This is a genomic window from Seonamhaeicola sp. (assembly GCF_028281565.1).
GTDB lineage: Bacteria > Bacteroidota > Bacteroidia > Flavobacteriales > Flavobacteriaceae > Seonamhaeicola.
Genome location: NZ_JANQJQ010000003.1, coordinates 40,339 through 63,503 on the forward strand (window position 1 = coordinate 40,339; position 23,165 = coordinate 63,503).

Consider the following 23,165-nt stretch of genomic DNA (forward strand, 5'->3'; position numbering starts at 1 on the left):
TTTGAATTGTCAAGTTTTTAGAAAGTATTATTCCTTATATATTTGTTGTTACCTATTTTAAATCTTTCCCGCAGAATTATGATTGAAAAAATTAAAATGTTAACCTTACGAGCTTTGGTTAGTGACGAGAAACTCATGTATGGTTTAGTTTTGAAGGGAGGCAATGCACTTCAGTTGGCTTATAACATAACGGATAGGGCTTCTTTGGATATTGATTTTTCTATTGATGGAGATTTTAGTGAAGAGGAATTTCAACGTCTCAAAGGTATTTTCCATAGCTTACTTAACACCGAATTCAATAAGCATGATTTGGTAGTCTTCGATGTAGAGTTCCTTGAAAAACCAAAACAAAATAAGATTAAACAATGGAAAGGATATGTTTTAAAATTTAAAACTATTGATTTTAATAAATATGATCCGGACGATGAAGATGTTAATAGGCGTTTGGCCCATGTTATTTATAATAATAATTCCACTAAATTTCAAGTAGAAATAAGTAGTTATGAATACACAGATCCCAAAAAAATAGTTGAAGTAGAAGGAGCGGTGTTCTTTGTTTATACGCCAGAAATGATTGTTTTTGAAAAGATACGCGCACTATGTCAGTCAATGCCTGAGTATAAAACAGTTATACCAACGGCAAGACAGAAGGGACGTGCACGCGATTTTTATGATATATGGAACCTCAGTAGTTCTTTTCAAATAGATTTTACACTTCAATCCAACAAAATAATGTTTCAAGAGATTTTTGAAGCAAAGCTCGTGCCTATTTCCTTTGTAGAACTTTTGCCAAAATATAGGGATTTTCAAAAAGAAGATTGGAATAGTGTTGTTGATACCCTCTCAGGAGTTGAGGTTGAAGAATTTGATTTTTATTTTGATTACTTGATGGAGCGCATAGCACTGATTAAAAGCCAATAGGGTAATATACTTTCCAGCTTTTATCAAGTTTTTTTGTTGTCAGCCCGTAGGTTAAATAAAAGTTGATATTGCTTACCTGGTCAAGAAAAAATTTTAGTTCACTTTTTTGGTAGCCGGATTTTTCTAGATAGAAACCTACTAACTGGTGGTATGGGTATATGTAGTCCAGCTTATTTAGATAATCATTAAGTCTCGGTAAGCTTATTTTTCCCGCAGCCCTTTGGTAAGCCTCGAGAACCTGGAAAACACCTCCTGAATAAGCCGGCCTTACAGTTATATCAATTAAGGTCCTTTCTAAATCGGTTAATGGGAAACGCCCCCTATTTATGATTCCTACTTTAATCGAATTATGCTTTTTATGGAGGAATGTATATCTTATTTTATCTTTTCTCGAAACAAAGACATCTGTGGACATGCGCTGTTTATTAGAAAAGGCACTATCTACAGCTTCTTGTTCCAAAATAATGTCGCCTTTTGTTTGAAAAACCTCATATTTGTCGATACTGACATATATCGTTTTGGGTATTTGAAGGGTCAGGTTATGAATCTGCATTGCCGTATAATTACTCAGGTACCCTCCCTTTCTTATTGTTAATGCTATGTCATAATTAACGGCGTCCTCTTTAGTCCATATTTTTTTTTCGGAATTATCATAGCCGTCAAGACCATTCACATATAAAATCCTGCTTTCTTGTAAAAAATTAATAAAATCATAAGAATTGCGGTAAGCTGCTATTTTCCAGTCCTCACGATTTTCATCAAAAATCTCTCTTAAGTCATTTAAGGTATAAGCATACTCATTTTTTAAGTGAAAGAATCTTTCAATATAATCTATGGCTCGTTTAAATGATTCAATTTTCATAATGTTTTTTATATAGTATCATATATGATACTATATTGTAAAGATAGTGATTTTTTTTCAATTTGTCAAGGGGTAAGCTTATTTGGATTTTTCAATAGTTAAATTCTAAACTTGATGTTTTCTGGCACCCGTCAACCAAATAAATTTTAGGTTATCCACAAACACCTGCAAATCCAAAATATAATTTGGTCACAATTTACATCAATGATTAGCAAGTGTCATTAGTTTTTATTTTATTAACAATTACCTGTGAATCAGTTAGATGAAGGATAATTGGGCGTATTTTTCATATATCAAAATCAAGTAATTTTTAAATCGATTTCAATATGAAAAAATCACTATTTACAACCGTATTTTCACTTCTTATTTCTAATACCATTTTTGCACAGATTGGAGGTATTGAAGATTCCGTTAACGATGTTTCAGATACTATTAGAGCCATCTTCCCAATTATATTGGGAGTCATCTTCTTAATAGGCTTCCTCTTCAATGCCGGACACTTCTTTGGTGAAAATGCGGACCTCAAAAAAGGGATAACCCGTGTATTGGTCTTTGTACTTATTGCAGGAGCAGTAGTGGGCATCTTTACATATCTCATTGGCATCGTGGTGTAACATGAAACGCTATAAGGTCTATAAAGATATCCGAAAACGAGCGGTGATTATGGGGTTGCCCATTTCACTGTTCGCTTTGATGATGACTTCGGTCATAGGGTCGTTGCTTTTCATCATCTTTTCCTTTAACCTTTTGGTAATCATTTTGGTTTTCATCTTTAATGGAGGTCTTTATACAGCACTGACACAACTGTCCAAGCACTCCGCCTTATTGCATTTCAAAAAAGTATTCCCAACCACTATCTGTAACAAACGAGAAAGTCAACTCCAATATGAAGAAAATTAATCTATCGGCATACCACCCTATTTTAAACATAGAAAAGCATATCATTTTCGCCAGTAACGGCAATGTGGTACTATGTTATAAAGCCGATTTACCTGAAATATATTCCCTGTCGGAAAAGGATTTTGAAGATATTCACGGCACTTGGTTTCAGGCCTTCAAATCCCTACCAACAAGCACCGTAATCCATAAACAGGACATCTACAAAAAGAACCTCTATGAGGCGGATAATCTTCCGAATGAAAGCTTTTTGGAAAAGGCAACCTATCGTCATTTTAAGGGACGGGAATGCATAACCCATCAATCTTACTTGTATTTCACGCTGCCATTGGGTAAGGCTTTGAACACTTCAAAATTCACCAATCCATTTCGCAAGACAGAAAAGGGTATTCATAAACAATTGGACCATAATGTCCAGGAGTTTATTACTTCGGTAAATGATGCGGTTTCATTTATCAATAACAGCCGCAGGGTGTCCCTGAGACAATTAAATGAGAACGAAATTTTAGAGCTTACGAGTGTCTACTTCAATGGTTTTAATGAAGGTTTAGATACGGATATTCAATTGAAAAAGTCAACGATTGAAATTGGGGAAAACCATTTTGACGTGCTGGCAGTAAATAGCGAACTCTGTTTTGGTGATATGGTCCAAAGCAGTAAGACCAATGACAAATTCACATCCGATGATTTTGAATTCCATCAGGGCTTTATTGATGGATTGGGATTGAACCTAAATGAAAATCATATTATCAACCAAATCATTTACCTCGATGACAAACACAAATGGCGAAAATTACTGGACAAAAAAATTGAAGAACTTAACAAAAGTTCAAACTTCGGAACGCAGAACAAGGTCATTCAAAAGAAGATTGAGGCCATTGTTGCTAAGATTAATGAAGACGATAGTTCAAGAATTATACGTGGGCATCTCAACATTGTTTTCTGGTGTCCGGAAATCCGACAGCTAAAAAATATTGCCTCGAAGATTAAGGCCGAATATAAGGAGCTGGACATCGTGCCATATTACCCAAAAGGAGAAGAACGTAAGCACTATTTTCTAAATTCTTATTGTTGTTTTAGCTCCAATTTCTCCAATGAAGATTTGTACGTCACCGATTTAAAACATGCTTTGTGCTTATACATCAACAATACAAATTACTTGTCAGACGCCACTGGCGTCATTTTCAATGACAGGCAATACAATATTCCAGTTTTAAAGGATGTTTGGGACGAGCAAAAGAAACGTATCAAGGCCAGGAACTTTGCCATTTTTGCCCCTACTGGTGAAGGCAAATCCTTTTTAGCGAACAACATATTTCGTCAGTATTTTGAGCAACAAGTACGACTGGTCATTATCGATTTGGGAGGCTCGTATTCCAAGTTTGCCAAGCTCTATCCCGACAACCATATTATTTTACGATATGAGCAGGGAAAGAATTTGGGCATCAATCCCTTCTACATTTCCAATGAAGCCGATTTGACACCCGAACGACTGGAAGACCTGGCCTTATTCTTGTTGGAACTATTGGCGGAAGGAAACCAGGTATCAAAAGCAAAAGAGGTAGCCATAAAGAAGGTGCTGCTTCATTACTACAAGCACATCCGTTTAAATCATTCACTGAATTCTTTATTTCAGTTTATAGACAATAAAAAAGATAGCCTCATAGAGGCTCTTAATATAAGGGAAGAGCATTTTAGCGTTTACAACTTCCTGCATATTCTTTCGGAATATGTGGATGATGGGTTGTACAGCTTCCTATTCAATGTGAGTGAAGACCAGACTTATAAAATTGAGGATAAGCGAATGATTGTCTTTGAACTGGATGAAGTCAAGGACAACAAGGAGATTCTGTCTGTAATGCTGAAGCTCATCAAATCAGCTATTCAACGAACCATTTGGCGAAATCGTTCCGAAAGGGGCATCATATTATTTGATGAGTTTGCCAAGCAACTCAAATTCGGGAATGTCCTTGAAAGTGTAGAGTTCTATTATCAGGCCATCCGTAAACAGAATGGCGCCATCGGCATCATCCTGCAATCCATTAATCAACTGCCAAACAACTCCACATCAGCAAGTATCCTTGAAAACACACAGGTCATTTATAGCCTTAGGAATGAAAAAGGTTATAAGGAGCTAAAGGAAAGACTAAACTTGTCGAGCCACGATCTTAATCAATTAAAGTCGATTCGCAACAATCTTACCGGTGATAGGAAGTACACAGAAATGTTTATCAAGATTGGGAAGGAGAGCAACATATTTCGTCTGGAGGTTCCCAAAGAAGTATATGCCGCTTATTTGACTGACGGCAAGGAAAGTGAGGCCATAATGGCCATTTATGAAAAAACAAATGATATGGAAGTTGCCATTAATACATTCGTAAAACAACAGCCATAGGCTGATTTAATATTAACTTTTAAAACAATAACAAATGAATCACAAAATCAAAACACTAGTATTCTTATTAGCCTTAGCACTTTCATCATCCGGCCACATTGTGGCCCAGGGGATGCCTGTGTATGACAACACCAACTTTATCAGTTTTACAAAGTCGCTGATAGAATCCGCAAAACAGACGTCTCAATTATTAAAGACAGTTGAATTTTTAAAAACCCAAAAAGAAAATATTGAACAGGTCAATAATGTCATAAGGCAACTTAAAGCGGTTCGTGACATTGGCCGTAACAACCAACGGCTGTTTAACGTAGTACAGGAAGACCTGCGGGAGATACTTAATTCACCTTATATCAAGGCCGACGAAGTCAACCGTATTTCACAATCTTTCAATGACATTATCGAAAATTCATTGGACGGGCTCGATTATATAGAAGAGATCCTTTCAAGCAATAATCTAAAAATGACCGACGCCGAACGAGCCGAAGTTCTCAAAGATATGGAGATAAAATCCAAAGAAATGGTCGCTGAAATAGAATCAAAAACAAAACGGTATCGGGAGATCATTGCCTTTCGTGAAATGCAGTACAAAATCAACAACCGAGAAACTAATTATTAATGGCCGGTATGTTTTTAGGAATTGGTTTAGAGTATGTGGATTCAGTTTTTCAAACCGTAAAGGATAGTGATTTCTCACAATATACCATTACGGGAATGAAAACCCTGGCCATCTTATTCTTTCTGATCAATATCTTAAAAAAATACAATGAGGGGGTTGCCAAAAGCGATGGTTATACCTGGGGGCTGACACCAACCGAATTAGCGAAAAATTTTGCAGTTGTCATCCTGGTCATTTTTTCAACAGAGGTATTGGATGTCTTTGACACGATTCTGGTCGCCATTGAAACCCAATATAGGGACACGGCTCCGGCACTCCTTCCGTTACAAATGCAGGACATCGATTTGGAACAGGAAGTGGGGGCCTTGGAAGCCGCCAAAAAAGCCATGGCCATGCTTTACGAAGCCCTCGTAACTCCTTTGTACGGGTTAAAGATGGTGGCCTTTATCATTGGGATATTTCTTTGGTTGTTGGATCTGTTTATTTACCCGCTATTTCTGGCAGAGCGTTACTTTTTGTTAGGTATTATGCAGGCCTTTTTTCCGCTGGTCATTAGCCTGGCCGTATTTGAAAAATTTCGTTCGTTGGCCTATAACTTCTTTAAGTTGTATGCCGGGGTATATATGCTGGTGCCGGCCTTTTTTCTGGTCAATGTGTTTGTCAATAATCTTTATGTAGAAGTAAATACCAATTTCTGGAGCAATCTATTCGGGACCGATTGGGGCAGTTCCTTTTTTGCCCCGTTGTTACAGCTTGGTTCCATAGGGTTGATTGTTATTCTAAAATTCAAGCTCTATCGGCGTGCCACCTCATTTGTCTTTAAACTCTTTACCTCTTAGGTCAGCAAGAACAATTATTAATCCTGTCTGCGGCAAGGCAGGCATCTAAAATTTTAATTATGAACAAAATCAAAAATAAAGTCCAGCTCATCGGTAATGTAGGTGAAGATCCTATGATTACGGTTCTGGATAAGGAAAGAAAAAAAGCCCGTTTGTCATTAGCTACCAATGAGTACTTTAAAAATGCCGAAGGGGGAAAGGTAAAACGCACCTATTGGCATACTTTGGTGACCTGGGGTAAGGTAGCAGACATCGTCGAGAAGCATGTGGTCAAGGGCAAGGAAATTGCCATTGAAGGGAAATTAGTGTCCCGCTCTTACGAAGATAAGGATGGTAACAAAAGATATGTCACTGAAGTGATAGTGTCCGAAATTTTGCTTCTGGGAAGTATTGAAAAAAAACAGGACACAGATGATGACGCCCTATAAGAATATCTACAGCACCCTAAAGTTAAACCGTTTTATTGTACTTACTGTTGTTATAGGGGCTGTTATTACATGTGTTGTGTCTGTCTTGATGGTCATGAAATTACACAAGGAAACTGTCAATAATGCCTTTGTGGTCAATACTGATGGTCAGGTAATTCCATTAAAATTGGTGTCACAACAAGAAAATCTGGGTGTGGAAGTATTGGCGCATTTGAACCTTTTTCACACCTATTTCTATGACATTGATGCCAGTGACTATGAGAAGAATTTGGAAAAGGCCTTATGGTTGGGCAACAGTTCTGTAGATGCGCTTTACAGGCAAAAGAAAGCAGATGGTTTCTATAATCGCCTGATCCAATATTCATTGGTCCAAAAAGTCCTGAGTATAGAATCCAAAATAGAGATTCAAAAAAAACCGTATCGTTTTGAGACCACCACCATTTTTGAAATCAACCGAGGGTCCATAGTTGATACTTATGAATTGACCACCTCGGGAAATATTATCCATGTGGATAGAAACTTCCCCAGGAACACCCATGGGTTACTGATCACTAATTTTTTTGAAAACAAACTAAAAAAACTTGAAAACTATGAAGATAGAGAAGAATAAAGTCGTATTTGCCATGTTGTTGGTTTGTATAGTCCTGTTTATAGGGGGATACTCTATGTTGGTCATTGGAGAGGATGAAGAACCGCTTATTGAAAACAATCAGATCCCTATCCCCAAATTAGAAGAAGGACAAGAGGAATACAACTCTAAATTGGAAGCTTTAGACGACCTAAAAGAAGAACGGGAAACAACCGTGCCATCAGTTTATCCCGACCATATGATAGACGATAAGGGTTACTTCAATCCCCACTATATGGAATACGAAAAGCAGCGTATCATTGACAGTATATATAACGAAGGGCGTATCAGTTATTCTGATAAAAGTTTTAGAAAACCTGAAGTTAAAATGGAGCCTAAGCAAATTCAAATAGATTCTGTGCCTAAAAGTGAAAAGAAAGAAGTAAGTGTAGATTCTAAAGAATTAGGGCTGGAGCACCAACTCTTTTTTGCATCGAATCCGTTGGAAAATGAAAATCTCACAACCCAGAAAACTGACGCTTTCATTTATGTGCGGGTGGATGGTACTCAAACCGTGAGTAACAACCATCGCTTGGAAATGCGCCTTGTCAAAGATGCCATTATCAATGGTCATTCTTTGCTGAGAAATACACCTATTTATGGTTTTGTGAGTTTTAAGCCTAATCGAACCATTATAGAAATTGAAAACATCAATCACAGACCTGTTAAGTTAAATGCTTTTGATCTTCAGGACGGAAGTGAAGGTATTTACATTGAAAACAGTTTTAGAGGTGAGGCCAGACAAGAAGTATTAGGTGATGTTGTAGATGATATCAATATTGTAGGTGTTCCGCAAGTAAGTGGCATCAAAAGGATATTCCAACGAAACAACCAAACTATAAAAGTTACCATAACAGATAATTACCAACTCATCTTAAAACCTATACTATGAAAACAATAATCTTTATTACAATCACTCTATTTACAAACTTTGTAGCTGCCCAAAAAACCTTAGATACTATCTATGCTAATGAAAAAAAGAACGTGGCTTTGTTTTTTCCTGAGCCCATTCGCCAGGGAATAACCGGAACTCCCAATTTTGTTTTTACCTACAATAGAGAAAAAGAACAATATTTTGGACTGTTACAAGCTACTCCCGGAGCAGAGAGTAATCTACTGACAGTGACCAAAACAGGAAAGGTCTATTCTTATATTTTGAAGTATAAAGAACAGCTGCCAAAGCTGAACTATTTCTTAACGGCTAAAGAAAGTATCGGAAATGAGCGACCTCCGGTTTTCAAACAGAAGCCAATAGTTAAACTATCTGAGAGAATAGACTATTTCAAAAAATTCAGTCAACATTTGTTAAAATCAAAGTACATTTCCCTTGCTACTAAAAGAAAAAGAGGTGTCAAATTACAGTTACAAAAAATGGTTTACAACGCTTCTGAAGTTTATTTGGTATTAGAAATCAAGAACAGGTCTGAAATCGATTTTGAAGTAGATTGCCTCAATATCTATCGAGTAAACGGTAACAAAAAACGTAAAGCTTCCTATCAAAAACTCTTTATTCAACCAAGATATAAGTATAACATGCCTAACCGGGTAGGGGTAGGAAAGTCACAAAGGCTTGTTTATATATTGCCCAAGTTTGTATTAGGAGATAATGAAAAGTTGATGATTGAGATAGAGGAATCGAATGGAAATAGAAGGTTGGTTTTAAGGTAAGACTGACGGAAAATTGATTAAGCTTAGAGCGTCCTTATAAGGGCGCTTTTTTATTAGTCCGTTCTCCGTTCCAAGAAACATCAGAAGTCATTAATAAATCCCTGAGAAATTATGTTATTGTTATAAAGAGGTCAGTGAATGGCATCCCTGTTTGATTTTATAGAATCATGAAATAAACTTTTGTATTTACTTCCAATACAATGTGGGTATGTCGGTTATGGCATTGGATTTTGGTAATTAAAAAATTTGGTAGTTCACTTATATGCCCATTATTCATTCATTTTTAGTTTAGAATTTCTTGGATGATTGCATTTAATGCCAGGAAAATTAAAAATAAAAGTCAAAAAGTGTCAGTGAAGCAACTGGTTGCACTGTTATTTAAACAAAGTGTATTAATTAATTCTAAAAACCTGCTAAACAAAAAATGAAAAATAAATCCGATAAAAAAAATGCATCATTAGTTTTTGGGTTTGATGATATCATAAATGGTCAACCAATTATTGAAGATGTAGATGAAAAACAAATAACAAATGATTCGATATTTAAAAACAAGGCTGTAAAGTATGGCGATGATGAAAATGAATCAAAAATTGGAGACAAAGTTAACAGTCAAAATAATAGTATTTCAGACCTTCTTTCTGACAGTATAATAATTAAGGAAGACTACAGTAAAAAATGGAATTTAGTTTTGAAAAAGGGCGTAAAAGGCATAATTAAAAAATAGACATATGAAAATTTATGAAATTCTAGGGCTAGATGAAAGGGCTTGGCACATGTCAAGTGTTAGCATAAAAAAAAGTTATAAAAATATTGGCTATGCACTAATTTTCGTTTCAGTAATTAGCATAGCCACTGGTATAGAGATTACTTCACAATTTACTCACGCAGTTTCAATTTTGCTTTTTGGTGGTATTACATATGGTGGTATGGTTTTCTGTGTTGACTATTTTTTGGTTAGTGGAGAATCTACAAAATTTGGTTTTATTGTTAGGGCTATTTTCGGTTCTTCAAATGTAGTGTTAGGTGTCATAAGCTTCCTATTACTTATCAATACAAACGATATTAATAATTATAACCAATCAATTAATACTGACGAATTCAATTCATTAACCGATTCTTATCTTGAGGAAAAAGCAAAACGTTATAGTATAGCCAATGAGAAAGAAGCAATAATTGCTTCATATCATAAAGCAAACTGTGTTAAAGAAGCAAATATTGTATATGCTGGACCAAAGTATGATAAAATACATAACGCCTTTTGCGTCAAAGAAGAAGTTAAGCTAGCTGCCTTAAAAGAAGAATTGGACAAAGAAGAACTGGTTTTTAAAAAAATCTTTGAAGAAGAAAAAGCAATTTTAAATAATGTATCGCGTTTAGGGCTCTTTGAAAAAGTGGATATCCTATTAAAAAAAATAATCTTACCCAACCCTTATAAAATAGGATTTGCATTTATACTTTTTGTGTTTTTACTTGGAATGGAATTTACGGCTATGTTTTCAAAGCTTAATATTAAGAAAGACAATAGTTATAGTGCAATATGTGAAAAAATTGTTGAGGACGACATAAAAAAGGCGCATAAAAAATTAAGTGATGAGAATGAGATTAGTGAGATAGAATCAAATAATCACCAGAAACTAATCAAAACTGAAATGGAGATAGATTATAAGGTGATGGAGTTTTTAACTGTTGAACGCATGAAAACGGAATTCTTAAAAGCTAAAGCCGTTAGCCCTGAGCTCTGGACAGAAGATCTTACGGATAAATGTCATCAATATTTTGAAGAAAAAAGTTATAATCTAAGTGAGCACTTAAAGCAGGTGTTTAATATTGAGGTGGACCATAATACTATGGATGAGAAGTATAAATCCCCTATTCAAAATAAAGCTAACATATTCAATGTTTTTTATTTAACGGTCCCCATGAAGCTATTAGCAGAAAACTTGTTATTTGATGCAAAAAAGGACTTGCCAACATTTATCGTGTTGTTATTTGATTGGTCCATTAAAAACCTGTCTTACGACAAGGCTCACGACATATCGCACTATAAAAATGCTCGGGATGTTTTTAACACTAGGAGGGGTGTATGTGGTGAACTAACCATATTTTTCAATGCCATGTGTAAGTACGCCGCGATTAAGGCAGATTATGTTCATATTGATATTGATTTAAATGGCCAAAAAGTAAATCACGCATGTTCTGGAATTAACCTTAATGGTGATTACCAATTAATTGATGTTTCATACAGATTATTGAAAGGAGCTCACAGGCAATGGAATCCAATTTCTAATGAGCAGCTCATGCAAAATTTAGGACAATGGAACAGTTAACTAAATACAAAGAATTACTAAATAAATTCGATAATGAAATTGTTGATTGCTTAAATAATTTTGGCAATACGGTGGATATAATCAACAAGTTTATACCTCCGATGATTGAGGCTGAGAAAAATTTGAAGCAATCAATAATAGAAAGTAAAAGGAGTATTCGGAGCAAGTCTGATATAAATGAACTATCCAAATTCCATAGGCTAATTCAAAACTTATTGAATGATCTACTCCGAACGTCACCTTATAAGGAAAATTATAAAATTGTTGAAAAGTTGTGCTTTAATAACAATTTGAAATTAATGTTAAAGGTTAGCACATGTATAACAGGTATATTTTTATAGTTGTAGCACTATTATCAATTATTTATGGTGGTTATGGCTTATATGTTATTGGTCTAGATCATCCTTCCCCAACAATAATTCAAGCAGAGGGGCTTTTGCTGGATTCAAGTAAAACATACCACTTCAGTAATTATAAATCATTAGACGCCATTACTGATTCTAATCCTGATGATATAATTTTAAATTATACGGATTCCAACTTATATCCAAATACTTTGGGTAAACTGTACTATCTAAATGGTCGCTGGTCGTTTGCAGCCCATAAATCAGTAAGAAACCCTTTAGTCAATGACTCCAACCCCTTTTTACCATTTATTAGGCAAATAAATAAGACAGATGGAGAATTTACATTCTATCGAGGTGAATCCGATGTTTCGGAAGAAAATTTATTTCAGGGGATTGTGGTTAATTTTCCAGCAGGCAAGAAAGCACATAGAAAGACAATAAAGCTTAAGCGATCTAATGGGAAAATTGTCGTATTATGGAAAGATGATGGATTGGGAGTAAAATATATGTTGTCAAGAGGGAGAGATACCTTAGGTGTTAACTTTAATATGTCTCCAAATCAATATGGTAAGTATAATTATAACTATGACTTTGATAACACAACATCCCATAATGGTAAATACAAATTAATAATAGAGTCGTCACAATGGAGAAATAGTTATAAAGTATATAATGACAATAATGTTAAGGTGCTGCAAGGAAGCCGTGTTTTTGAGCTGGGAAATATACTATTTACAATAGATCAACGATTTTCTAATTGGAAAAAGATACTATTTATTTCCCACTACATACTATTAATTCTTAGTATACTTTTTTATTTTTTTGCACTTTTTAGAAACCAAAGGGAAGTTACTATTTCAAAAGAAATTTTTGGAGTTAATATTGAAATTCTTAGAGAGATTGTGAACCCAATTCATGAATCTTTAATTTGGTTACGCTTTCTTATAACCTTATTGGCACTTTTAGGGATTCCTATTTTGATCACAGCATTTAACTACAATACTAATGGGGGTTTTTATTCTATCATAGTTGTAGTAGTGATTCACATCCTGCCACTTACTTTGGTTTTAATGCCTATTTCTAAAAGTGTCATAAAAACTATTTTAGCTAAAAAACGAATTAAGGCTACTGACTTAAAAATTAAGCCTCTTGTTAAATTGTTAAAGAACTCAAAAATTATAGTTGTTTTCCTTTTTGCTGCCCTAGTAGTATTTAAATATGGAAGCTATAATGAAAGAGTGTTAGGTATGCCTTCTTTGCATCTTCAAAAAATTGCCATAGTGATTTCGTTTTTTCTTTTTAATTCATCAGCCTTTGATATGCTATATAGCCGTATAGATAAGGTTTTATTTAAATTAAGGAGGAAGGTGTACATACCTATGACTCAAAATTTATTTGTCATTTTTTACTCTTTGTTATTAACCATAGCCTCTTCGGATTTTGGAAGTTGCTTGTTCGTATTCATTTCAATATTACTGATTGAATTAATACTTAATGAATCTAAAATAAAAAAGGCATTCACTACATTATTTGTGGGGTTGGTAAGTATTTTTTTACTCATAAATGTCTTTGGGTTAAGTCAGCGCAAATTTTATCGGATTTATTATACTTATTTTCCTCCTGATAATAAATTTTATAATGGTTTCCATCAAGGAGATAAGGAATCCATAGCATATATATATACTAATTTAAAGAACTTAATAGAAAACCTTACAGGGTTTTGGAACGATTTAAAAATACCAAGACTTGCGCAATCTGTGGCCGATACAGATTATGCCTTTCATTGGAGTTTAATGTTGGGTGGTTTGTTTTTTATTGGCTTATTTTTACTAATACTGTTCTTTATATTATCTCATTTGTTTTTTGTTTTAAAAGTGACGACCACCAAGGTCAGGATTACGGAGACTGAAACTTATGATATTGCTAATACCAGTCAATATGGACGTGTTGTTTCTTTTTTAACTGCGATTACCTTAGTGCAATTTGTTTATCAAATTTTCACGAACCTCATGCTTCCTGGCGCCATCTTAACTGGGCAACCTCTAACATTTATAAGTGTTGGTGTTTATGATGCCATTTTCTTGGCTATTCTGTTTTTGCTACTGGACTCTATTTTTTATAACAAAAGTATTGGTCAAGAGTTTAGGGTGAAAGAAGCAAAGCGTAGTACACCCACATTAAGGCAGTTTAAATATAAATCAATTGCACTATCACAGGTCTTTTTCCTTTTCATAATGCTCATGATTGTTATTAAGTCCATTATGATTGTTAGGTTTCAAAAAGATGTAATTATTATGGAAAGACGATTCCAAAAAACTAATGATTTTGATAATAATGCAATCCCTTCTCAAAGTGATTATGGATCTCGACTGCGATACAATCAAGCAATAATTGAAAAGGCAAGTGAAATTTGTGTTAATGGTCTTTTGGATATTGAGAATCAACAGAAATCTATTGTCCGTAATCTGCAATCTTTGTATTATGCTAAAAGGCGAATCAAAGAATATTATCCCAAAGTTTTTAAATTGGAAGCTGAAAACTTAAAAAAACGTTTGAGTTATTCTAGGTTTTTTGAATTTGGATCAACTTTAATTAGTGATCAAAATGGTCCTTTTGGAGAAGTCTTACTTAAAAAAATCTTTTCAAATGGAGCCGCTCAACTATATGCTGATAATATTTATTATAGCAATATTGATTGGGCCTCCAGTGCTGTAAATGTCGATCTTAATGCTGAGCTTAATAGGGTTTTGGAGGGGCACATTGAACAGAGGCTTAGTCGTTATAATATCGAAGGTAGCATTATAATTTTAGACAATTTGAATAAACGTGAAATAGTTAATGCGAACTATCCGTTTTTCGAGGAAACACCAATGGCTTTTAAATCTTATTTTGTGGGAAGCGTTAAAAAACCGTTATTGTTATATGCGCTTTTAGAATGCAATCAAGGAAATGGGGCCTTTACTTGTCTAAATTCGAGAGGCGAGGTGTCTGGCATCAATTATTGGATGCGATGGAGTGATAACAACATGTCCGCTGGGGTTTTGAAATATTTAACCGAAAATGAGCAATATGAGTTTTCACAGGTACTGCTCAATGATTTTAATTTGCCGTTTTATTCACCGAGCACATCCAAATATAGCGATATGAGTTTTGATGAGTTAATGCGGATAAATAATTTGTCGACGTACCGGTCAATTGCAATTGGAGGAGTAGAGCCATATCAGCCTATACAGGTAGCGAAGTGGTTTAGCCATATAGCTGTGGATGCTTTTTCAAGTAATGAACCCTTAAAAGAGGCATTAAATTCTCCTTTAACAGGCACTGCTACTTCGACTAAAAGAGCTTTAGAGAATCAAGGCCTGAACCCGATAGACTTCATTGCTAAAACAGGGACATTTGAAAAGGATGGTGTGAATATTTCTTCTAGTTTTCTTATTTCTAATAATAGGTATACAACTTTAATTGTGCTTAATGGTGAACAACCTTCAAATTTAAGCCACAGGACTGCTAAGTATCTATTTAATGATAGTGTGCTACCATTGTTAATAGAGTACGGTGTTTTGTAATTATATAGAATTTTACTATCTTTAAAATGTTCAATATCATGAATAGAATTAATTGTTTTTTATACAACATTGAGTATTATTCTCATAAATATGAGGATGGATTGTTGTCAACATTAAAAAGCACATCTTATTTTTCTTTCAGAAAAAAACTTGCACCCTTAACAGAGACTATAACTACGCCCTTATTTGAAATAGGGTGTTTTTTTTTTCATCGCTATACTGCTCTGAATAAAATAGCACTATGGTTTTACAAAAAAACGTAACGAAATAATGGATAAAAAAATAAAACGAAATAAACTAATTGAAACAACGATTGTGGCTACAGTAGTTGCAGCAGGTCTAGAAAATAGACAAGGGCATAAATTAACTAGAGATAATGACGATAATGAGGTTTTTGATTGGATAGAAAAAGAAAAAGAAAAGGATAAAATTAAAATTGAAAATAGAACGGATAAGGAACTTAAAGATTCAATACTAAAAGGGGAGCATTTGTTAATGCGTTTATTAAAAAATTTACACGAACTATATCTTCAATATATTAACGGAAAAGTTAATATAAATAAGACGCTTAAAAATGAAATTATAAAGTATTGTATGCTTAATAATAAATTTGAGCAATCGATACGTAAAAGTTTCCGTAAAAAACTAAATATGGAATTACCTTCGAATTATACTTTGGACGACCTGTTTCCCTTACGGAATTTAACTACTACGGAAAGTCGTGGATTTCATAATTCATTAAAATTTAAAATTCAGGCGGATATTGCAGAGCTGGCCGAGTTTAAATTTTAACTATTTTAGAAACCTTCTTTGTCCAAGGAGCCATAATATTATTTGTTCGGTTTTGTGGTTTTCTTTATCGATTAATCCTACGTGACATTTTCTGAATGCCTGGGCACAATGTTTTCTCCGATAACTAACCATGTTCTGGATTTTCTTGATACGTTCCTTGTCTTCGTTATCACAAATAGTTTCAATCTCACAGCCACTGAAGCATCGAATAAGAATAAGTTTATCTGCTAAATCGAGATTTGCACTCAATATATAGTTTTTTGCAAATTCATCAACGTGAGGTTTTAGAAGCTTGGAATAAGTAATGTGTCTATTGTCTTCAGGTTGGGTGTCTTGTATTTTTTGGCGGAGACTAAACTCGCCAATTAGTTTTTGTTGCCTTTTGTTATGTTTTATCAAGTCATAATAAGCATTTTTAACCATCTTGTATACATACCCCTGAAAATCCCCTTCTGACTTAATTTTTTTAATATCTCTGCTTATAAAAGTCTTCGCTTGTTTATTGTGAAGTTTTTCTAATATATCCTGCTTAATATCATTTTTTTCGTCATAACTCAATTTATACTTCTTAAGGTAATAAGCAACTTCATGATCTAGTTTAGTCCAAATCAACTCGTTTTTCTTATCAAAGAACTCGTCCCATGTAGTCTTGTTAGATGCCATTTCCCCAAATTACATAGTAAAGATAGAATATTTTTTCTGCTTTTTAACTTTTGTTTAAGGTAAAATGTCTTAATTTTAACTATTTTGTAGTTAAAAAATTAAAAATGAAAAATAATCTTGTTCAGGTTTTTAAAAAAAACAACATAAAATATCAAGATTTTACTCAAGCTACGGGCATTTCTAGGTCTAGATTGCACACTTATTTTAATAAGAGTTTAAAAGATTTTAAAAGGCATGAGGTGGCAATGCTATGTAGTCTTCTGCCCATAACACCAGATTTTTTTGGATTAGACGATTCAATATATACTTTTAAGTATAAGGATAAAAGTGACTCGGCAATTTCATATAGTCATTTGAAAAAGAACGATTTAATAAAGAACTATCAGGACTTCTTGGAATTGTATTTTGATAGAATTATTGATGAGGTAAAAAAGGCTAAAGAAGAAATAATTGTACTGGATTATACAGGTGATAACTTGTTTGTTACTGAAAAATTAACTAGAAGCGGAAGTGATTTTAAAAGTTTTCATGATAATTATGAGAGATATCTAGAAGCCATTTCTGAATTTATTTATTCAAAGAAGAAAGAAAATCTAGCTAAGCCTGTTTACACAAGAATACTGCAGTGTCCGATTAATAAACTAGACCGCGGAATAAACTTCAATAATCATCTGGATGTTGTTTTAGACCTTTCTTACAATGATATGTTTGCTCAATTTGAACAGCTATATAGGGATGATTGTAAGGACTATTTTAATTTATACTCGATAGAAAAGGCGTTTCGTCCGTACAGTGTTATGATTATTGATAGAAAAATAATTATAACTGAATATGTACGATATAACAAAAGTTTGGAGGCAGTACCCGATATCCTTTTTATTGATTACAAAAGGTCGGATTCCGCAAATGATGTGGCCAAAGTTTTAATTGATACTCATATGACTTCCATAGAAAAGGTCTTGGCTGATGATTCCAAACTAGTTTATCGTGAAAGAGCCAAAAGGAGGCTGAAGATTATTGAGAATGAATATCTGAAAGCAAAAGAAAACATTGAGCCTGAAATTAAGGATAAAACAAAGAGACTTGGAAAATTAAGTATTGATAGGGAAAGTGAGCCTTTAGAGAAAGAAATTGGAGAATTAAAAAAGAATAGAAGGTTCCTTAAATCTAGGAGGAAACTTACCAGAAGAAAATTGAATAACATTTTGTATACAGATCATAAATTGAAAAAACAGGTCTAGATTTTTCTGTAGATCAATTGTTTTTCAGAATTCTATTTATTAATATCGATAAGGTGTCAAGTTCTTCTTCTGATACTGTATACTATTACTGTATACTATTAAAAACAAGGTGCTCCCTTTGTTCTATATATCTTGGGGCAATTAATTGAGTCTAATATTCATTATGAAATTCACGGAGCAAAAAGCATTAAGTATGTTGATTGTTTCAAGTTTACTTAGTTTCCTGATTATCTCATGAAATAAGAAACTACTAAAAAAATCTTGACGATAGAAATAACAAAGGATTTGAGAAAATGAACCCCTTTGTTATTTCTATCGTCTTGATATAAGATGATAGTAGGGGTTGGTGAGGTAGCCATCTGTAAAAGTGCTGTTTAAGAGCACTTTTTTATTTGATATGTTTTGATTAGTTTTATGGTATAGAAAGCGTAAAACGCTCTCGTTGATGTCTTAATTAGTGTCCTGTTTGGGAAATTAAGATTTAATATACTGGTAAACAATGGGTTGTGCAAGATGTTTTGAATCCTGTCATCCCGACTAAGAAGCATATCAATGCAAACTAAAACCTTGTTAATCTTATGATTATCAAGGTTTTGTGGTTTTTAGACTATCATAAGAATTGATTCAATATGACTTAATTCGGCTAACAAATCGGTCAACACTTTTTTAACTGTGTTTAAAGATTGACTTGTTTGTAAAATATTGATTTTGAAATAGTTGATTTATCTTTCGCCGTATTAGCCTTTATTTAATTAAATGTTCAGGGAAATTGCTTGTTTTTTGACAACAAATTTGTTCCATTACTTGTTGAACTTCCTTTTTTAACATTGTAATTGTATGATTGCCCCCTTTTTTACCCAAGGCACCAACACCGTACATAAAGCTGCGTCCCATAAAGGTGAACTTTGCACCACTAGCCATGGCTCTTGCTATATCCGGACCGCCTCTTAAGCCAGAATCAACCATTATACTAATTTGGTCACCATACTTCTGTGCCAAATTTGTCATTGGTACAATTGAGGATTCTCCACAATCTAACTGTCTTCCTCCATGATTAGAAACAATAATACCATCTATTCCCAGCTTAATGGCCCGTTCCGCATCTAACTCATTAACTATTCCTTTGATAACGAGTTTTCCTTTCCACTGGTCTCTTATTCTACTAATTCTTTCTTCACTTAATCTGCCGGAAAACGTTTCATCCATGAATTTAGCCAACTGTTGCAAGCTCATTCCTTTTTTCATATATGGTTTTAAACTTTCGAAATTCGGAATGCCGTGTTTTATGGTTTCAATGGCCCAATGAGGGTGTTTGAAAACTTCTATGATGTTTTTTAAGGTCATTCTAGGGGGCATCCCAAGCCCGTTCTTTGTGTCTCTGGGTCTTACGCCAAATGTGGGAACATCTGCCAGAATTACTAAAACACCTGTCCCCGAGGCTTGTGCTCTGTTTAAAATATCAACTTTTACGCTTTCTTCAGCTGGATGATAGAGTTGAAACCAAGATTTACCTTCGGTTATTTCTGAAATACGCTCAATACTTGAAGTTGTCACCGTACTTAAAATAAAAGGAATATTATGTTCAAAAGCTGCTTTTGCTAAAATTTCGGGAGAATTTGGCCACATTAAACCTTGAAGGCCTATAGGGGCAATCCCAAAAGGGGCATCATAGGTATGCCCGAATAACTCGGTTTTCATTTCTGATTTCTCAAAATCGGATAAATATTGAGGCATCAACTGAATTTTTTGTATGTCGGTACGGTTGATATGCAAGTTTATATCTTCATTGCAGCCTCCATCTAAATAATCAAAAGCGAATTTTGGCATTTTCTTCCTTGCACGGTTTCTTAAGTCATTTACCGAAGGATATTTTGTATTGATAAATGGTTTCATGTAATGTTTATTATATTACTTATAATCTTTACAAACTTGCCTGGAAACCCCTAAACCTTCTATGCCCAACTCCATGACATCGCCTTCTTTTAGGTAGCGTTTCGGGTCAAATCCAAAGCCAACCCCAGAAGGTGTCCCGGTGGAAATGATATCACCAGGCAATAAGGTCATGAACTGACTGATATAGCTCACCACCTGCTGTATGTTAAAAATAAAGTCCGATGTAGAACTATTTTGTAAAACTTCGCCGTTTAGTTTCAACCAAAGGTTTACGTTGTTCGGATCCTGAATTTCATCGGCTGAAGCAATAAAAGGGCCTATAGGTGCAAATGTGTCACAACTTTTTCCTTTAACCCATTGTCCCGATCGTTCCAACTGAAAAGCTCTTTCGCTTATGTCGTTGTGCAAGACATACCCGGCTACGTGGTCCAAAGCATCATTTTCGGAAACATAAGATGCCTTTTTACCAATAACTACGGCCAATTCTACTTCCCAATCTGTTTTGTTGCCTCCCTTAGGAATAATAACATCATCATTTGGACCTACAATAGAGGATGTAGCCTTAAAAAATATAACAGGTTCTTTTGGTATGTCCATACCACTTTCGGCGGCATGCATGGCATAGTTTAAACCTATACAAACGATTTTTGAGGGCCTCACCAGCGGAGGGCCCAAGCGCGCATCATCATCTATTTTCGGGCAAGCATCCTGATTGGTTTCTAACCATTTGACCAACTTTTCAATGCCTTCATTACCAAAAAAAGCCTCATCATAATCAGAGCCAAAACCGGACACGTCTATTTTTGTGCCGTTTGCTAATTGAACTCCCGGTTTTTCTTCTCCGGCAGTTCCAAATCTTATTAATTTCATCTGTTTATTTTTATTGTTTTTTATTTGTCAGATGTAATTCGCCATTAAACATTTCGGTGGGTATTCCCTTTTAGTTATTATGGCTCATTTCATAATGTATTATTGATTATTTCCCATTTAATGTTACAAATCCGCCGTCAATTGGATAGTTGGAGCCTGTGATAAAACCGGCTTCATCAGAGCATAAGAATAGGGCTAAGTCTGCTATTTCCTGTGTTGTGCCCATTCTTCCTATTGGCTGTGTTTTTGAAAGTCTTTCAAAATTTTCTTTTTCCTTTCCCGGAAAATTTTTGCTAATAAACCCGTCAACAAACGGTGTATGTACTCTTCCCGGAGCAATACAATTACACCTGATTCCATGATTTATATAGTCTTTAGCTACAGAGTAGGTCATGGTGAGTACAGCACCTTTACTCATGGAATAGGCAAAACGATTGTCTAACCCAACAGATGACCCAATAGAAGCTAAGTTTAAAATAACGCCACCTCCATTTTTTAAGGACGGGATGGATGCTTTTATGCAATTATAGACGCCTTTAATGTTTACTTCATAGAGGCGGTCCAAATCTTTCTCTTCAACAAATTCCACATTGCCAACATGAGCAATACCAGCATTATTTATTAAAATATCTATCTTCTCTTTTTCTGTGATTTTTTTGATAACGTTCTGTACATTTTGCTGGTTCGAAACATCACATTTATGGGCTTCTGCACTATTCCCAATTTCGGAAACAGTATCTTCAGCTGCTTCTAAATTGAAGTCTAAGATATGTACTTTGGCACCTTGATGTGCAAAGGTCAAAGAGATGGCTTTTCCTATACCGCTTCCACCACCTGTAACGATCGCTACTTTATTTTTTAAACTAAATTTTGTCATTATTTCTTAAGTCTAATTTCAATAATTCTGTCTAACCGGTTTGATTCCTCAGGAGGTATATCAAAGGTTAAAATCCCCTTTTTCATTTGATATTTTATGTTCTTTTGAGATTTATAAACTGCCATGTTCTTTATACGCGCTTTAAAATCATGAATTTTTATGGATTTTAGTTCTGAATTCAAAACATGAACATATAGTTTATCCTCGGTTGTGGTGGTAACAAAATCACCTTCCATTAAATAGCCACCAGCCGAAGTATGATAGATGGTTTCGCCGTGTTCTTTCAACCAGTCACCAACCTTCTTTAAGCGTTCTACATGATTTTCCTGAATTTTACCATTCGGCATGGGGCCTACATTTAACAAAAAATTACCTCCTCTGCCAGCGGCATTTACAATATAATGTATTAACTGTTCTACCGATTTATGTTTGTCATCCTGCAGGTTGAATCCCCAGGAATGATTAATGGTTTCACAGGTTTCCAACGGCAAATCGGAAATGCTCGCACTACCAAAATTTGTGGTGCTTTTTCCAGGTAGATCTTTTTCGAACATTTGAAAATCTTCACCGGGAAAAGGAGCAATATGATGATTATTTCCAATTAATAGTGCCGGTTTTATTTTGTGAACCATGTTGTAGGTACCAACAATATCCCACAAGTCTTCTCCCTGCTTTCGGGTTTCAGGCGTCCTTCCCTTCATTTCCAAACGGTCCCAAAAACCATCAAACCAAAAACCGGCTATATCATAATTCTTAGCTATTTCCCTAATCTGGGCATTTTGATATTTTAAATAAGTATTCCAATCGCCGTCCTTAACCCTTCCAACACCTGTACCGGTTTTTCCTAAGGGAAAATAATCCGGATGATGCCAATCCAATTGGGAGTAATAAGCAAATAATTTGATTCCATGTTTTTTGCAGGCCTGTTCTAAATCTCTAAAAATATCTTTCCCGTAAGGACTGGATTTTACTATAGAATAGTCGGATACTTTAGAGTCGTACATGGCAAACCCATCATGATGCTTTGTAGTAAAGGTAATGTATTTCATACCGGCCATTTTCGCCAGTTTTACAATATCTTCTGCATTGAATTCCTGAGGATTGAAAAAAGTAGGTAGTAATTCATATCTGTCAATTTGAATATTTTGATGATGCATTACCCATTCGCCATCTCCCAAAATACTGTAAACACCCCAATGGATAAACATTCCGAATTTTGCGTTTTCAAACCATTGCCTGGCTTCTAAATTGGAGTCTGTTGGAGTATAGTCTGCCTGAGAAAAACCTGTTGCACTAACCAAAGTGATACATAGTATGAGGAAAATTTTTTTCATG

General features: G+C 34.6%; 21 protein-coding genes. 15 read left to right on the forward strand and 6 right to left on the reverse strand.

Annotation, left to right across the window (positions count from 1 at the left end; genetic code table 11):
• Positions 1-96: 96 nt before the first annotated feature.
• Positions 97-921 carry a nucleotidyl transferase AbiEii/AbiGii toxin family protein gene (locus tag Q0983_RS00310; protein ID WP_299546980.1) on the forward strand — a complete coding sequence of 275 codons (825 nt, stop codon included), beginning with the start codon at positions 97-99 and terminating at the stop codon, positions 919-921.
• Here Q0983_RS00310 and Q0983_RS00315 read toward each other — a convergent pair.
• Positions 908-1,783, reverse strand: coding sequence for a hypothetical protein (locus tag Q0983_RS00315; protein WP_299546983.1), 876 nt, complete (start codon positions 1,781-1,783; stop codon positions 908-910). The two genes, Q0983_RS00310 and Q0983_RS00315, sit on opposite strands and share 14 nt — an antisense overlap.
• 326 nt (positions 1,784-2,109) lie before the next feature.
• Between Q0983_RS00315 and Q0983_RS00320 the strand changes: the two genes are divergently transcribed.
• From Q0983_RS00320 to Q0983_RS00380, 13 genes are all read left to right on the forward strand, one after another.
• On the forward strand, positions 2,110-2,397 hold the full coding sequence (locus Q0983_RS00320) for a hypothetical protein (RefSeq protein WP_299546986.1): 288 nt from the start codon (positions 2,110-2,112) through the stop codon (positions 2,395-2,397).
• Position 2,398: 1 nt separating this feature from the next.
• A complete protein-coding gene (locus Q0983_RS00325; RefSeq protein ID WP_299546989.1) occupies positions 2,399-2,683 on the forward strand; it encodes a hypothetical protein in 285 nt (94 codons plus the stop codon).
• Positions 2,670-5,075, forward strand: coding sequence for a TraG family conjugative transposon ATPase (locus Q0983_RS00330; protein ID WP_299546992.1), 2,406 nt, complete (start codon positions 2,670-2,672; stop codon positions 5,073-5,075). The genes Q0983_RS00325 and Q0983_RS00330 overlap by 14 nt, the downstream gene beginning before the upstream one ends.
• Before the next feature lie 34 nt (positions 5,076-5,109).
• Positions 5,110-5,691, forward strand: coding sequence for a conjugal transfer protein (locus Q0983_RS00335; RefSeq protein ID WP_299546996.1), 582 nt, complete (start codon positions 5,110-5,112; stop codon positions 5,689-5,691).
• 8 nt (positions 5,692-5,699) lie between these two features.
• Complete coding sequence (locus Q0983_RS00340; RefSeq protein ID WP_299546999.1) at positions 5,700-6,530, forward strand: hypothetical protein; 831 nt, start codon at positions 5,700-5,702, stop codon at positions 6,528-6,530.
• Between the two features lie 59 nt (positions 6,531-6,589).
• Positions 6,590-6,958 (forward strand): single-stranded DNA-binding protein, encoded by a 369-nt coding sequence (ssb, locus tag Q0983_RS00345; RefSeq protein WP_299547002.1) that lies wholly within the window; start codon positions 6,590-6,592, stop codon positions 6,956-6,958.
• Positions 6,942-7,568 (forward strand): conjugal transfer protein TraK, encoded by a 627-nt coding sequence (locus Q0983_RS00350; RefSeq protein WP_299547005.1) that lies wholly within the window; start codon positions 6,942-6,944, stop codon positions 7,566-7,568. Before ssb ends, Q0983_RS00350 begins: the two co-directional genes overlap by 17 nt.
• Positions 7,549-8,478 (forward strand): conjugative transposon protein TraM, encoded by a 930-nt coding sequence (traM, locus tag Q0983_RS00355; RefSeq protein ID WP_299547008.1) that lies wholly within the window; start codon positions 7,549-7,551, stop codon positions 8,476-8,478. Before Q0983_RS00350 ends, traM begins: the two co-directional genes overlap by 20 nt.
• Positions 8,475-9,254, forward strand: coding sequence for a DUF4138 domain-containing protein (locus tag Q0983_RS00360; RefSeq protein WP_299547011.1), 780 nt, complete (start codon positions 8,475-8,477; stop codon positions 9,252-9,254). The genes traM and Q0983_RS00360 overlap by 4 nt, the downstream gene beginning before the upstream one ends.
• A gap of 424 nt (positions 9,255-9,678) precedes the next feature.
• Positions 9,679-9,978, forward strand: a complete 300-nt coding sequence (locus Q0983_RS00365; protein WP_299547014.1) for a hypothetical protein — start codon at positions 9,679-9,681, stop codon at positions 9,976-9,978.
• A 4-nt stretch (positions 9,979-9,982) separates the two neighbouring features.
• The gene (locus Q0983_RS00370) at positions 9,983-11,581 is read left to right on the forward strand and encodes a transglutaminase-like domain-containing protein (RefSeq protein WP_299547017.1); all 1,599 of its coding nucleotides are present in this window, start codon (positions 9,983-9,985) and stop codon (positions 11,579-11,581) included.
• A gap of 316 nt (positions 11,582-11,897) precedes the next feature.
• Positions 11,898-15,494 (forward strand): hypothetical protein, encoded by a 3,597-nt coding sequence (locus Q0983_RS00375; RefSeq protein ID WP_299547020.1) that lies wholly within the window; start codon positions 11,898-11,900, stop codon positions 15,492-15,494.
• Positions 15,495-15,764: 270 nt separating this feature from the next.
• Positions 15,765-16,286 (forward strand): hypothetical protein, encoded by a 522-nt coding sequence (locus Q0983_RS00380; RefSeq protein WP_299547023.1) that lies wholly within the window; start codon positions 15,765-15,767, stop codon positions 16,284-16,286.
• On the opposite strand, the gene Q0983_RS00385 is transcribed toward Q0983_RS00380, so the two are convergent.
• Positions 16,287-16,949: a hypothetical protein gene (locus Q0983_RS00385; RefSeq protein ID WP_299547026.1), complete on the reverse strand. Its 663-nt coding sequence runs from the start codon at positions 16,947-16,949 to the stop codon at positions 16,287-16,289. It lies immediately after the preceding gene.
• A gap of 104 nt (positions 16,950-17,053) precedes the next feature.
• Here Q0983_RS00385 and Q0983_RS00390 point away from each other — a divergent pair, with 104 nt between their 5' ends.
• A complete protein-coding gene (locus tag Q0983_RS00390; protein ID WP_299547029.1) occupies positions 17,054-18,190 on the forward strand; it encodes a helix-turn-helix domain-containing protein in 1,137 nt (378 codons plus the stop codon).
• Positions 18,191-18,934: 744 nt separating this feature from the next.
• Here Q0983_RS00390 and Q0983_RS00395 read toward each other — a convergent pair.
• The 4 genes from Q0983_RS00395 to Q0983_RS00410 all read right to left on the reverse strand — a co-directional run bounded on the left by Q0983_RS00395 (position 18,935) and on the right by Q0983_RS00410 (position 23,164).
• Complete coding sequence (locus Q0983_RS00395) at positions 18,935-20,083, reverse strand: alpha-hydroxy acid oxidase (protein ID WP_299547032.1); 1,149 nt, start codon at positions 20,081-20,083, stop codon at positions 18,935-18,937.
• 15 nt (positions 20,084-20,098) lie between these two features.
• The gene (locus Q0983_RS00400) at positions 20,099-20,953 is read right to left on the reverse strand and encodes a fumarylacetoacetate hydrolase family protein (protein WP_299547035.1); all 855 of its coding nucleotides are present in this window, start codon (positions 20,951-20,953) and stop codon (positions 20,099-20,101) included.
• 106 nt (positions 20,954-21,059) lie between these two features.
• Positions 21,060-21,830, reverse strand: coding sequence for a glucose 1-dehydrogenase (locus tag Q0983_RS00405; protein WP_299547038.1), 771 nt, complete (start codon positions 21,828-21,830; stop codon positions 21,060-21,062).
• A complete protein-coding gene (locus Q0983_RS00410) occupies positions 21,830-23,164 on the reverse strand; it encodes an alpha-L-fucosidase (protein ID WP_299547041.1) in 1,335 nt (444 codons plus the stop codon). The genes Q0983_RS00405 and Q0983_RS00410 overlap by 1 nt, the downstream gene beginning before the upstream one ends.
• Position 23,165: the final 1 nt, after the last annotated feature.